Annotated in this window: 10 protein-coding genes; 5 read left to right on the forward strand and 5 right to left on the reverse strand. The window is 40.6% G+C overall.

The features are described 5' to 3' along the window. Window positions 1-3 precede the first annotated feature (3 nt). From BST86_RS06145 to BST86_RS06165, 5 genes are read left to right on the forward strand one after another with little or no spacing between them, the layout of a single operon-like run. A complete protein-coding gene (locus BST86_RS06145; RefSeq protein WP_105982497.1) occupies window positions 4-792 on the forward strand; it encodes a gluconate 5-dehydrogenase in 789 nt (262 codons plus the stop codon). Then, complete coding sequence (locus BST86_RS06150; protein ID WP_105982498.1) at window positions 793-2019, forward strand: DUF4861 domain-containing protein; 1227 nt, start codon at window positions 793-795, stop codon at window positions 2017-2019. It begins immediately after the preceding gene. Window positions 2020-2028: 9 nt separating this feature from the next. Next, window positions 2029-3009 carry a TRAP transporter substrate-binding protein gene (locus tag BST86_RS06155; protein ID WP_317046522.1) on the forward strand — a complete coding sequence of 327 codons (981 nt, stop codon included), beginning with the start codon at window positions 2029-2031 and terminating at the stop codon, window positions 3007-3009. 1 nt (window position 3010) lies between these two features. Further along, window positions 3011-3484, forward strand: coding sequence for a TRAP transporter small permease (locus tag BST86_RS06160; protein WP_242446478.1), 474 nt, complete (start codon window positions 3011-3013; stop codon window positions 3482-3484). A gap of 1 nt (window position 3485) precedes the next feature. Beyond that, the gene (locus BST86_RS06165) at window positions 3486-4787 is read left to right on the forward strand and encodes a TRAP transporter large permease (RefSeq protein ID WP_105982499.1); all 1302 of its coding nucleotides are present in this window, start codon (window positions 3486-3488) and stop codon (window positions 4785-4787) included. Window positions 4788-4952: 165 nt separating this feature from the next. Here the strand turns inward: BST86_RS06165 and BST86_RS06170 are convergent, their stop codons facing one another. The 5 genes from BST86_RS06170 to BST86_RS06190 form a co-directional block, all read right to left on the reverse strand. Continuing rightward, window positions 4953-5858: a polysaccharide lyase family 7 protein gene (locus tag BST86_RS06170; protein ID WP_105982500.1), complete on the reverse strand. Its 906-nt coding sequence runs from the start codon at window positions 5856-5858 to the stop codon at window positions 4953-4955. Between the two features lie 232 nt (window positions 5859-6090). Further along, window positions 6091-7590: an IPT/TIG domain-containing protein gene (locus tag BST86_RS06175; protein ID WP_172443318.1), complete on the reverse strand. Its 1500-nt coding sequence runs from the start codon at window positions 7588-7590 to the stop codon at window positions 6091-6093. A gap of 10 nt (window positions 7591-7600) precedes the next feature. Beyond that, entirely contained in the window at window positions 7601-9991 is a 2391-nt protein-coding gene (locus BST86_RS06180) for a polysaccharide lyase 6 family protein (protein WP_105982502.1), read from the reverse strand. Then, window positions 9991-11478, reverse strand: a complete 1488-nt coding sequence (locus BST86_RS06185) for a RagB/SusD family nutrient uptake outer membrane protein (RefSeq protein WP_172443319.1) — start codon at window positions 11476-11478, stop codon at window positions 9991-9993. Before BST86_RS06185 ends, BST86_RS06180 begins: the two co-directional genes overlap by 1 nt. A gap of 14 nt (window positions 11479-11492) precedes the next feature. After that, the gene (locus BST86_RS06190; RefSeq protein WP_105982504.1) at window positions 11493-14639 is read right to left on the reverse strand and encodes a SusC/RagA family TonB-linked outer membrane protein; all 3147 of its coding nucleotides are present in this window, start codon (window positions 14637-14639) and stop codon (window positions 11493-11495) included. Window positions 14640-14767 lie beyond the last annotated feature (128 nt).

Raw genomic sequence — 14767 nt, forward strand, 5'->3', positions numbered from 1 at the left:
TTTATGAAATTATTCGACCTAACAGGTAAGGTTGCCTTAGTGACCGGTAGTACACATGGTTTGGGAATGTCAATGGCCAAAGGGCTTGGTCAGGCCGGCGCCACCATTGTGGTGAACGGGAACTCTTCACAAGAAAAAATTGACAAAGCGGTTGCCGAATATGAAAGCGCTGGAATCAAAGCTGTAGGCTACAAATTTGATGTTTCTGACGAGGCACAAGTGAAAGATGCCATTCAAAAAATCGAAAACGAAGTAGGCGGCATTGATATCCTAGTGAACAATGCAGGTATCATTAAAAGAACACCACTTGCCGAAATGGAAGTCGCAGACTTCAAACAAGTGATCGATATAGATTTAGTGAGTCCATTTTTGGTATCAAAACACGTGGTTCAAGGAATGATGAAACGCCAGTCAGGAAAGATCATCAACATTTGCTCCATGATGAGTGAGCTGGGTCGCAACACGGTTGGTGCCTATGCCGCGGCAAAAGGCGGTCTGGTCATGCTTACTAAAAACATGGCGACAGAATGGGCAAAACACAACATACAGGTGAATGGTATAGGTCCAGGATATTTTGCGACCTCGCAAACGGCACCAATTAGAGTGGATGGACATCCATTCAACGATTTTATCGTGAACCGCACACCAGCAGCAAAATGGGGTGATCCAGACGATCTTGCCGGTGCCGCGATTTTCCTTGCGGCCAGCGCCAGTGATTTTGTAAATGGACATATTCTATATGTAGATGGTGGTATTCTAGCCACCATTGGCAAGCCATCAAACGAGGACTAGATGAAGAATAGTTGGATTCTTATAGGATGGATCGCAATGGCAGCGATAAGCTGTAAGCAGGAAAAAGAAATGGAGGACGACTCCATTTTACTCGTGAACTCAATCGATGTAGCTAGAACTGAAGTGATTGTTTTCCCAAGATCTGAGGTAGAAAAGGAATGGTCCGGTTCTTCTGGCGACTCTATTCCTGGTTTGCGAACCGTTGCAGGAGAAGCGATTCCGTTCCAGTTGGATGATCTGGATGGCGACGGCAATTGGGACGAGCTTTCGGCAGTGATCGACTTTGCTCCTAATGAAGAGAAGAAAGTTGTTTTTTCCGCTTTCGCGAAAGCGGAACAAGCATCATTTCCTAATACCACCGACGTACATTTTGGTGTTGGAAAAGCGAAACCTAACGCCACCGAGGTCCAAACGTACGAGCGCACAGGCGACCCAAGAGAACTGGACAGTCTATTTTTCCAAATGGAAGGACCAGCCTGGGAAAACGATAAACTGGGCTTCAGGATTTATTTTGATCCTCGCAATGGGATCGACATCTTCGGTAAAACCACTGCGCAACCTACTCTGGCGCAACAAGGCTTGACAACGGACTATCACGCCCAAGAAGATTGGGGAATGGATATCTTAAAAGTAGGCACTTCTCTAGGTGCTGGATCCATAGCCATAAAATATGAAGATTCGCTTTACAGAGTCACGGGAACTAATGGTGCTACGTTCAAAACCATTACGGAAGGTCCCGTACGAGCCATCTTTGAACTGCATTATAAAGATGAAGCTATAGGCGACCGCATAGTGGACATTATACACACCATTTCTATAGAAAAAGGAGACTGGTTTTATAAGAGCGATGTCGTTGTCAATGGCGATGCAGCAGGAATGGAACTGGTCACCGGTATTGTTGATCTTAAACCCAATGTTGGAGAAAAAATCGCTTTAACTAATGGTTATTCCGCTTACGCCACATTTGGGAAACAATCCGAAAACGACGACCAGCTGGGCATGGCGCTCATTTTTACTACAGATGACTTAACCGAAAGTGAAGCTCCAAAAGAAGGAGCTGGAATTACCCAAACGCATTTATGGAATTTAGGAGGTGGAAATGAGTTCACCTATTACTTCATGAGCGGTTGGGAAGCTAGCGATTCCGCTTTCACAACAGCCAGAGGTTTTACTAATGAAGTAAAAAAAGCAGGTTCAACCATTGCAAAACCTATACTGATTCAATAATCTCATTATATGAAAATCATGAAGTTCAAATATGTATTGCTTCTTGTTCCAATCCTACTATTGAGCAGCTGTGCCAGTGAGGAAGATGTGACCGTTCTTAGACTAGCACATAGTCTGGATACAGAACATCCGGTTCACAAAGGAATGGTCGTCCTAGGAGAAAGTCTGGAACAAAAGTCTGGCGGTAAAATGAAAGTTCAATTATATCCTAACGGCCAGCTAGGTGGTGAACGTGAAAGTATTGAATTACTCCAAATAGGCAGTCTGGACATTACAAAGGTGAGCGCTGGAGTATTGGAAAATTTCATCCCTGAATATAAAGTCTTCAGTATTCCATACTTATTTAGGGACAAGCAGCACAGCCACAATATTTATGACGGAGAAGTAGGCAGATCCATTCTCAACAAAGGTGAAAAGTTCAACCTCCAAGGATTGACATTTTATGATGCCGGTAGCCGCAGTTTTTATACAAAAACAGAACCCATCAATTCGCCAGCAGATGTGAAGGACATGAAGATAAGAGTCATGAAGAGCAATATGGCCATTGAGATGATCCAGGATCTAGGTGGTGCGCCTACTCCTATTTCCTTTGGAGAACTGTATACCGCATTACAGCAAGGCGTGGTTGATGGTGCCGAAAATAATATTCCTAGTTATTATACCTCAAAGCATTTTGAAGTCTGCAAGTTTTTAAGCATTGATGAACACACGTCAGTTCCAGATGTTCTGGTCATAGGAACTGAAACATTAGCACGATTGACTGATCAAGAAAAAGAATGGTTGGAAGAAGCTGTGCAGGAATCTAAAAAAGCCCAGCGTGCACTTTGGGAAAAATCAGAAAAAGAATCTCTAGAAGCGGTCACCAAAAGCGGCGTCAAAGTCAACTATCCAGAAAAACAACCCTTTAGAGAGGCTACCAAAGAGATGCTTCAAATATTTGATGAAAATCCAAGCATGAAAAAATTGGTTCAATCCATTCAAGAAAATTAATATGAGAGCAGCAGTAGTTAATATTGTAGGTAAGGTATGTCTTGCCGTACTTATCATTATGCTTGTCGCCGTGATCTGGCAAGTGTTTTCACGTTTTATTCTTCAATCACCCAGCACGGCGACAGATGAAATCTCCAGTTTTGCCTTGATATGGGTAGGATTGTTGGGTGCCGCATATGCTACAGGTGAACACCTACACCTAGCAATTGACCTTTTACCAGAAAAGATGGTAGGTAAAAACCTTGCCTTTTTTGACGGCTTTGTTTATTTAAGTGTTTTCGTCTTTTCATTATGTGTCATGATCATAGGCGGTTCTAGATTGTGCCAGTTGACTTTCCAATTTGAGCAAACCTCTGCATCGTTGGGACTACCACTAGGTTTTATCTACTTGATTGTACCTATTTCTGGAATCCTGATCTGTTACTTTAGTCTGGATTCGTTTTTCGCCAAACTCAAATCCCAAAAAGCTTCCTAATATGAATTATGTTGAAATCCTCATTCTCGTTTTAAGCTTTTTGATATTTCTTTCCTTTCGTGTGCCTATCGCGTATGCGATAGGACTTGCAGCTTTTGCAACACTAATTTACTCCATGCCATTTCTACCATCAGTAACCACGCTGGCGCAACGGATGGCCACTTCATTGGATAGTTTCACACTTAGTGCGATACCATTCTTTATACTCGCTGGACAGATCATGAATCGTGGTGGTATTGCCGTACGGCTTATCAATTTTGCCAAAGCGATAGTCGGACCATTGCCAGGTGGACTGGCTTTTGTAAACATCATTTCTTGTATGCTTTTCGGAGCCATATCAGGTAGTGCGGTTGCAGCAGCAAGCGCCATTGGAGGTTTTATGAATCCTATGATGGAGAAAGATGGATACAGCAAACCATTCTCTGCTGCAGTCAATATTACCAGTGCCACAACGGGTTTGATTATTCCGCCTAGTAATGTGTTGATCGTTTATTCCTTGGCCAGCGGTGGTGTTTCTATTGCTGCCTTGTTTATTGCAGGATACGTACCTGGAATTTTACTGGGACTCGCCTTAATGGTAGTGGCTGCGATTTATTCCATCATTAAAAAGTACCCTACTGATAAGCTGGTAAGTCTCAAAACCTTTCTTAAAAGATTTTTTGATGCTTTGCCTAGTCTTATGCTCCTTGTTGTTGTTATAGGTGGAATCGTAGGCGGCGTTTTTACAGCTACCGAGGCGAGTGCTGTTGCAGTAATGTATACAGTTGCTTTAGGATTTATCTATAAAGAAATCAAGATTAAGGACCTAGCTCCCATCCTCTTGGAAACTATTAAAACCAGCGCTATCGTTCTTTTGTTGATCGCTACATCCATCGCGATGAGTTGGGTCATGAGTTATGAAAACATCCCTCAAGAAATAAGCGCTGCATTGCTAGGTATTAGTGAGAATCCTGTAGTAATACTTATTCTAATCAACTTGATTCTTCTGTTTGTTGGGATCTTTATGGACATGACGCCAGCGGTTTTGATCTTCACTCCTATTTTCTTACCTATTGTAACTGCCATGGGAATGGATCCCGTACATTTTGGGATCATCATGATCATGAACCTATGTATTGGCTTATGTACACCACCGGTAGGCTCGGTTCTTTTTGTGGGTTGTAGCGTGGCAGACCTTAAGATTCAGAAGGTCATACGACCCATGCTACCTTTGTTTTTAGCTATGATCGCCGTGCTGGTGATGATCACCTATTTTGAGGATCTTACACTATGGTTGCCTCGAGTCTTTGACTTGATGGATTAAAATAGAGAACTATAAGAACAAAAACGACCGGTGCTTAACACACCGGTCGTTTTTGTTTAAAATTCTTTCTCCTCGATAATTTTAAGGAGAATATAGGTTTGGGGGATCATTCGCTTTCGCGAAAGCGAACTCAAAAAATACTTGATTCGTACGTGGATCACTTTGCTAATGAGTCACCTCCAAACTATGGATCTTGACCGTGGCAAAAGCTGCTGGGTCTGTAGATTGTAAATAAACTCCAGCCTTAAAGTAGCTGTCAAACTTCCATTTATCCAGACTGACATCTTGGAACGTATGTGAAACGCCATTGACGGTAACATCGATGCGGGCAGCACTGGCTCTAATTTCAATATCAAAAGGGTCATAGCCTACTGTTCCAAAATTAAAGGAAATATCACCCCAGATATCATCGCTCTTACTATAGAGGTCGTCACCAGTCGTGTTGTCATCTTTAAGCGTTTTCTTATAGGCATACATCTCTCCATCACGCCATTGCATCTTTAACAATGGTGGCGCAGCATCACTGCTTAAGCCTAGGCGCTGCACATCTGCAGGATTGATGATACCATGAATCTGTGCCATGATAAAACGGTCTTTATCCAAGCTTCCAGTATAGGTGTTATTCGAAACATCGATAACTTGGGTACGTATTTTTAAAACGCCGCCAGAGGCTAGATTCCAGTTTTCCCTAGAGTTGGAAGGATTGATCAATTCACGCAATTCTGTTCTGGGAAAAGAGCTGTTAGCCGTGGTCGAACCACCGTAGTAGGTATGGAATATGATGCCTTGATTATCATCATCGTCATACATGAAGTCCTCTAAAGCAGCTAAGTTGCGGTATTTTCCATCCTTAAGCTGGCTGGGCATGTATTCATCAGGCTTGTTGTCGTTGTTTTTATCAACAGGCAAGGTGACTTTCCAACTTGAAAAGTCGATGTTCACGGCATCTGGACCAGCTGGATCTCTGGGATCGACCAATTGTATGCGATCTGGTTCAGCAACCTCTTCTGTACTGCAACTTACAATGGCACAAGCCATCGATAAAGTTAAAATAATGCTTTGTGCCTTCATGGTTTGTTGGAATCTATACTTATCAAATAACCTGAGCGATTTAAGCTGAATATTCCTATCTCACTTAATTTATCGTAGAGTTTTCGCTTTCGCGAAAGGAGGTTATCAAAAATTATTCACCACACGTCTAGCTACGTTCTTTCATGGGTTAGAGTTGATATTGATACATCTTAAAACGCAATCTAAGTGCCTATCGAGACACTTAGATTGCGTAGAGTAAATTTTAATCCTTCTATCCAGCTGGACGAAAATCGTCTGTAATATCGATTGCACCAAACTCGGTTAGCACCGCATCGGTAACAATAAACCAGTCAAAATTGAAAAATTTAGAACCACTACCAGCAGGTCCACCAGTATCTGATCCTCTTGCTATTCTAAGTTCAAAAGTTCCAGCAGTACTATTCACATCTGGTATAAAATTCTTTACTCTTACGGCATAGAGATTCCATTGGCTCAAATCTAAATCAATATTATTATTGGGACCTACGTCTTGATAATCACCAAATAATCTCCTGTTAGCGCTACCTGTACCACCTATGTAAATATTAAGATTAGGTTCTGTATTTTCTGTATGCATCCAGAAGTGAAGCACTGGATTATCTCCATAGTTACCAGCATCCAAAATATCTGCTGTAGCTTCAGCAGCCGTCTCATGCATTCTAGGACGAATCTGTGTGCTACCAGTTACTTGAATTAGTTCTGAAGCAAAATATTGAGTCCCTGGAAAAGGAGGTTGTTCGACATTACCATTGATTGAACGAATTGGCTGTGGGTTTCTACCGCTTTCAGCTGCCATAACATCAATTCCAGTAGTGTCAAATTCATAAATCTGGGCAAACTGTCCATTAATGTATGGAGTTCCTTCTCTTGTAATCACGCCACCGCCATCAAAATTTAGTGTGACGTCTACATAACCAGTTAAAATGTTTGATGGAACCATGAATCTTACTTCTGTAGGTGATTGTGTTGTAAAGGTTATATCACCTTCTTCCAGTACCATTCCATTAGCATCTTCTCTCTTCACTGTTCCACTGGTTATCAAATTCATATCTTGACCTATAACGATTACCTCTTGATCTCTATTGAAAACACTAGGGAATCCTCCTATGGTTGGTTGCGGTAAGATGACTTCAAATCCTGTTGCTATCGTTTGGGTAACAGGTCCATTTGAAGATAAATAGGTCAAAGTAATGTCTACATTTCCAGGGTTGTTTGGAATACGAACCACCAAAGCTTGTTCTTCCTGAAACTCAATAACACCGCTTACCGTACCAAATTTGACATCTGTAATAGATGTCAAAGCATTACCCTGAATAGTGATCGTTGAATTCACGAATCCTTCCGTAGGTAATGTACCAGTAAAAGTAGGCTCTGGATAAGTTATGGAAAGTTGCTCAGTGCTTGAGGCTTCCTTCTCTTGTTCGGTTACGATTCTTACAATACCGGGCAAAGCGTTGTTGGGAACCTGAATCTCTAATCTTTGTCCCGTAATTCTAGAGGTTATTTGGGCTTCAATATCTCCAATGAACGCTTTGGTGGCAAAATTTAGGAATGTACCTTCAATCGTTACCGTTGAATTGACCGCGGCTGTAGTGGGACTAATGGAAGTAATGGTTGGTTGCGCCGATTTAATTTCTTCTACGGTCTGATCAATTTCAAGATCTGCCTCGCAGGAAACTCCCAATACTATCAAAGTAGCTAGTAGGAAGAATTTGTTTATATAGGTTTTCATATTCATTTTTTTATTGAATTAATCCGATGTCTTTGCCGTCCGTAGCGGCTCCTTTAAGTGGAGAGTTCTCCTCAATCGTAAAGCTTTCTAAGTCTTTCCATTTGGGATCCTTGTAATCAACGCCCTTAGTAAGTGCACCATTAGATACCTTGATTTTACTGGAATTATTAATCACAGAATTCACCATAATATGTTTAGTACCGTTTAATCGTATCGTGTTGGTGGTATTGGGACTTGCATCAATAACGCTATTGGTTATAAGTACGTTTTCAATGCCATCAACTCTAATGATTCGTCCCTTTTCATTGTTATCGACATTGTAAAAAACAGAATGGTCAATTTTGATGTTTCCTCCATTTCCTAAACTATTGGATCCCTCACGGTAAAAATGAACCGCATATTGCTCAATGTCTTTGAAGATTGAGTTGCTAATAATGATGTGGTTAGCGTTATATTTTCCGTTTCCGTCCTTTTCATAAGATAGGTTTAAACCTCTAAACGAGTTTTTGATCACAGAATTTGAAATAGATATAGTATCAGCCATGGTTCCTTTATAGGCTTTGAATACTGCTCCATTTTCATCTATGAAGTTTTGAAAGGCAACTTCATTAACTTTTACTTTATAAATAGACCCATTGCCCTCGCTAGGAGAAGAAATGGCATACTTCACACTTTCCTTGCCTACATTACCGTCCATCGTCAAACCTGTTATATCAAAAGTTAACGCACTTTCTATTCTAAAATAATATTGAGGTGCACTTTCTGCACCTGAGGCTATCTTGAGGAAGGTTTTATCTTTTCCTGTACCTTTAATGACGAGGTCTTGTGTGATTTTAAAACCCTTTTCCATTTCATACACACCTTCTCTTAAAATAATGGTAGCTGGACCGCTTAACTTTTTAAGAGCTTTTTCCAAGGTTTTGAGACCTGGTTCGACGGTAATCGTTTCTGGTTCGGGTTCAATTACCTGTTCTCTCAAATCATTAATGTTGACAAAACTGGTTCCGAATTCCTGTGACAAAGCTAATGGCGCTTTGAAATTTCCGGGTACGATTGCTCCAACCTTGATGGAAGATCTAAGGGCACCAGTTGCGTCAATTCTTGCTTTGGGACTTGTAGCAACTCCCGTAAGTGCCTCATCACTTTCTTTGGATGGAATCAAAATGTTGTTCGCTGGGACCATGTCAAATGTCGATATATCAACTCCTTTAAAATCGGCTATGGTGAGGTCATTCATTTTGTTGCCTTTCAACTCAATGCCAGAGATATTGTCAAAAGTCTGGATTCCCAAGGCTCTTTCAGTATTATAGATTAAATTATTAGCCATTACAACACCTTGAGGTGCCACGGTAGCATTATCACGGGTACCTATCGCTAGGGCAATAGGACTGGAGTTGATGATCGTGTTATTTTGTATGACCACATCTACCACCGGATCGTAGCCGTTTAAAGGCCCGTCAGGTATTCCCATCATCACAGATAATGGAGCGCGATACTCAGTTCCCTTAACACCTATCATGACATTATTTTGAATCACATGACCTTTGTTGATTACGCGAATGCCTCCAACGTTAGGATTATCATTGCCTATGATGACATTTCCTTCAACCAAATTATAATCACCATGTCTTAAAGTAATCGCGCCTTCACTTTCTAGAAATAAATTGTTCCTAACAATATTATTGGCAGACTTGATGGAAATGATTTCAATCTCACCATTACATTTTTCAAAAAAGTTGTTTTCAACGATCGTTCTAGAACTGGCCTTGGAATAGGTGGAAGTTCCTATGCGTATCGTTTCACCACCATTGATTCCCAATTCCCTGCGCTCTCCAAAGTAATTGTGATCGATCCTATGTTGATTGTTTTCGCTATTCTTTAAACGTACGGCAAGCGTTGGACCTTTATTCACTTTACCCATAAAGGCACAGTGATCTACTCTATTATTGATACCGTGAAGAGAGACGTAATAGTTGGTAGAATCCTGGTGTTTTGTAGTCACATTGGTAATGGCAGTATTTGACAATCGAGAGTATCGAGCAGGCTTATCAGAACCTGTTTCAAAACGTATCACATGTTCATCATCAACCTGGCCACTGTCAAACCACAATCCATGTACTTCAAGATAATCGCCTCCTATTCTCAAGGTACTATTACCAGTGAGCTTCACCTTACCTAGCGATTGGGCTTTCAACACGATGGGTTGCGCCGCAGTTCCGCTTGCTTCAAATTTTATTTCTGTATCCTTCCATTCACCATCGAGCATGACGATCGTATCACCTGGAATGGCAGTGGCAATTACAGACTTTAGTTCCTTTGCATCTTTGGCAGGTTTTAATTGCGCTTTCGCGAAAGCGAAAAACATAACAGCCACAAAGGATAGAACCAGCTTCTTATTCATTAGTAACCTACGTTTTGAGCCACACTAGGATTCAAGTCAATTTCATATTGCGGTATAGGCAATAGTGTCTGAAATGGTTGAATAGGTGGTGTGTTAAAAAATGGCTGATCTGGGTCATTGTACTGAAAGTCAGTGGCAAAGTGATTGTTCATCACGGTCACCGCGCGATTGGTTCTCAATAGATCGAACCATCTGTGGTTTTCAAAGGCAAACTCCTTGCGGCGTTCTTCTTCTAATGCGAGTTTGAAATCAAAGAATGAATCTACCTGGGCATCTGGAATATCGCCTTGGTTAGCTCTATTGCGTACATCATTAAGATAACCGATGGCCTCTGGAGTAGGCGCACCATTGTTTTCATTGATAGCCTCGGCAAGTAGCAGTATGGCATCTGCATATCTGCTAATTACCCAATCATTTGGGGCATCGTCAACGTTGTTGAAGTTGCCGTTGTATTTAGTCACAAATCTCTCCATATTCACATTATTACGGGAATCGACCCATGAGAAAGCCAGGTTGACGTCAGCTCTAGGGTCGTTGCTGGAATAAAGCGTTTCAAAGTCACCGGTAGGTATGTTGAATTCATCACCACCACCAAAAACGACGTTGTTCTCACTTTGTAAAGGCGCAAATAAATTAGCAAAAGGAGATCCCAGACCTACCAGACCTGATTGATATCTAACCGCAAAGAAAATCTCATCATTGTACTCATTGTTGGTATCAAATACATCCTCATAATTGGGAAGTAATCGACCACCGCTCATTTGAACTACATCCCTAAGCACAATCTCTGCTCGGGTAGTAGAAGCCGCAGTTTTTTGGGTAAGTAATGCTTTCCCTAATTCTACTCCAGCAGCCCATTTTGTGGCTCTACCTATTTGGTCAGATCCATAAGATTCTGGCAAATTGTTATAAGCGAATTCTAAGTCTTCTATGATAACCGCATAGGCTTCTTCAATGCTTTTTCGTTCTAGATTTCTTGCCTCTTGAGGTGCAATGGGCTCGGTAACTATAAAAATACCACCATACAGTCTCACAAGATTAAACATGCTGTGAGCTCTTAGAAATCTTGCTTCACCTTCATACTGCAGCCCTAGTTCTGCATCTGTGACAGCATCTAGATTTGCTAAAACATTATTGCTTAAACCTATCGTCTTGTAGGATGCACGCCAGTAACTGGCCGTGAATTCATTTAATGGATTGGAAACAAAACGATCTAACTGTCGATACGGAACGTTTGCATTTTGGGAATTGTCAAAACTAAGTTGTGTATTATCACTGCGTAGTTCTGTCACTACCCATTCATCCAGTTGTTTAAGGTGTAGTGAATTGTAAATTCCTATTACGGCTAGATTAACCTCTTGAGTGTTGGAATAAAACCCATCAGCTCCAATGTCTGATATAGGATCTAGATTTATAGCGTCTTCACAAGACTGTAGTGATAACAGTATTGTTAAGGCTGCGGCTGTTCTTAATATGTATGTCTTCATTTTCATAATAGCTTTTAGAATGTAATATCAATACCTGCTGCAAATTGTTTTGTCAAAGGATCTGCTCCTCGTTGATAACCAGAAACTAATGGCGATGCATACTGGCTGGTGTTTCTTAGTTCTTCAGGGTTGTTACCGTAATAATCGTCTGCAAAGAAGTAGAGCAGGTTTTGAGCAGATGCAAAAATCCTCATGGATTGCAAGCCTAAAGAACTCGTGATTTTGTCCTTGAACGTATATCCCAAAACGGCTTCTCTCAACGCTACATAACTCGCATCTTGAATCAAGTAGTCTGTTGCTGTCCATTCACGACCATTGCGTTCAAATGGTTTACTTGCAGGTATGTCTTGATCAATCCATCTACCTTGAACAAAATCAGTATGAATAGCCCGGGTTTCAAGATAGAAACCATCACCATAGAATACCTCGCCACCTTGACTACCTTGAAACAAGAAGTAGAGATCAAAACCTTTGTATTTAAAGGTGTTGCTTATACCCCAAGTAAAGTCTGGAAATGGACTTCCTGTGGTTGTTCTATCTGCGGTTGTAATCACACCATCTCCATTGATGTCTGCTACCCTTAAGCCACCAGGTGCATCTTCCGCCGAACTTGGGTTATTATCAATTTCTTCCTGACTTTGCCATATACCTATGGTTCTGTAACCATAGAACTGTATGGCTTCTTCTCCAACTCGTGAAATGTATTGATCCTCGCGCTCTCCATTATTGATGAATTGCTCTTCACCGCCTAGGGATATTAACTTATTCCTATTGGCACTTATGTTACCAGAGAACACCCAGTTGAGTCCACCAAAATCAAAATCTGTAGTGGCGGTAAATTCAATACCTTGATTTTGAATTTTACCTACGTTATTGATAAAATTGTCGCGTCCGGTAGCATAAGAAATGTTCTGATTCAACAAAAGGTCTTGAGTGATAGAATAGTAGTAATCTGTCGTGATGGATACACGCTTATCTAATATCGCTAGATCCAATCCTACATCAAAAGAATCTGTCTGTTCCCAACTTATGCTTCTATTAGCTAATGTATTTCCATTTTCAGCAAGACCTGAAGCGATAGATCCACCGCCATCTCCTAAGGAGTAGTTTGCTGGGAATAAAAGGTTAGTGAAAGAATAATTGTCAATATTATTATTACCTACCACACCATAACTTGCTCTTAACTTAAATTGATCAAACACGGGAACATTCTTAGAAAAGAAGTCCTCATTGTGCAGATTCCAGCCAGCACTTGCTGAAGGGAAAAAACCGTATTTATTGTTAGGACCAAAAAGAGAACTTCCATCTGCTCTTGCTGCAACAGACAATAAATATTTGTTGTCATAATTATAATTTACCCTAGCCAGTCCAGATAGCAATCCTATCTCCTCTTTTAAAGTAAAGCTGTTATCTGCGTCAATTATGGTAGCTGCATTAATGGTCTGAATAAAATTGGTCGGGAAATTATTTCCAACCAAGCTGCTGGTTTTTAAAAACGTGTATTCGTAAGTACCACCTAGTAGCGCGCTGAAATTGTGCTTACCAGTTTTGTAATTGTAATCAAGGGTATGCTCTGTAATGACACGATTACGTATTCCATTGACGTCTTCAGAATAGGATTGTCCATCCTGACGTGCTAGCGAACTCCTAAACTCCTCATCAGTTCTCAAGCGGAAGTAGGCTCCTACTCTACCTTGATAAGTCAAGTTTTTGGCAATTTTCCAATCTAAATTTCCATCTGCTATGAATCTATATTCGTAACGCAAACGTTCTTCCTGCTCTAATCTGGCTAAGGGATTATTATTTCGAGTTCCCCAAATGCTGGATATGGTGAAATCATTCTGAACTCCATTCTCGTCCAAAATAGAAAAGTCCAAATTTCTAAAGTGTCTAGCGTGAGCATAGCTTCCAACGGGCTCACCTGTCAAATCACTAGAAAATTGATTGTGTCTAGTAGGTAAGAAGTTGTAGTTTCTTGCAAAATCAGAAAATTGTTGGGCACTTCTCTGTTGTCTTGAAAAAGAAGGTCTAAAGTTTATACCGATTTTTACATCATCACTAAGTTTAGTACTAAAACGAGCCTGAAGATTCAACGCTCTATATTCATTATCCTTAAGAACTCCTTCATCTTGAATGAATTGACCTGAGAAATAATATTTTGTTAAGCGGCTACCACCACCTACATCAAATTGATAATTCTGAATGGTCGTATTATCTCTGGTTGCGGCATCTAACCAATCTGTCCCATTACCATCAAGACTCGTGTTTTGAGCAATGATACGACTAGCTAATTCTACATTGGTAAAGCCTACGGTGTTAGGAGTCCTATTTTCTCTTAGGGCTAGGGCATTCTCTCTTAACTGTCTTTCATTGCGTTCAAAGTTTGTGGTTTCTGTAGTATTGAGAATATCTGGTAACCTAAGAATGGATTTTACTCCAGTAAATGCTTTGAAAGAAAAAGATGGTTCTCCATCACCGTCTTTTGTGGTAACTAGTATTACACCATTTGCACCACGCGATCCATAGAGTGCAGCAGAACTTGCATCCTTTAGTACTTCAATGGATTTGATAGAGCTTGGGTTAATGAATTCCAGAGCATCATCGATAGGGAATCCATCCACGACAATCAATGGATTACTGCTGGCGGTAATGGAAGATAGACCTCTAATACTGATATTAGCAGGCTCTCCAACTTGACCACTAGTATTTGTGATTTGTACTCCTGCGAGTTTACCTTTTAACGCATCAGATACACCACTATAGGTAAGTTCATCAAGATTTTCATTCTTTAATTGTGCGACAGAATTGGTCAAATTGCTTTTAGACTCCGTACCGTAAGCAACGATAATGACTTCGTCGAGTTGCTCTTGATCTTGCACCATTTGAATCTCAAAAGAACTCTTATCGCCTACGAGTATATTTTGGGTCTTGAAGCCTAGCGAACTAATAACTAGTACTTCTTCTGGTCCAGCCTGAATAGTAAAACGACCTTGAAGATCTGTGACAGATGCCCGGTTGGTGTTTAAGACTTGTATCACTGCACCTAGTATAGGCTCTTGATCACTAGATGATGTTACAATACCAGTGATTTCCCTGGTTTGTTGCGCAAACGATATAGTTGATAAGGTAATGGCGAGTGCGAATAATAGGATTTTTTTCATGTTTGATGTAATAATGGAACCACTTTACATCAAAAAGATACTTTTTACATTCCTTTTTAGATAAGAAAAGTAAATACTACCTATTTTTGCAATATAAAGAGGTTCAACTCTTTTCGATTATTTATTTA

The organism is Nonlabens agnitus (assembly GCF_002994045.1).
Classification (GTDB): Bacteria; Bacteroidota; Bacteroidia; order Flavobacteriales; family Flavobacteriaceae; genus Nonlabens; species Nonlabens agnitus.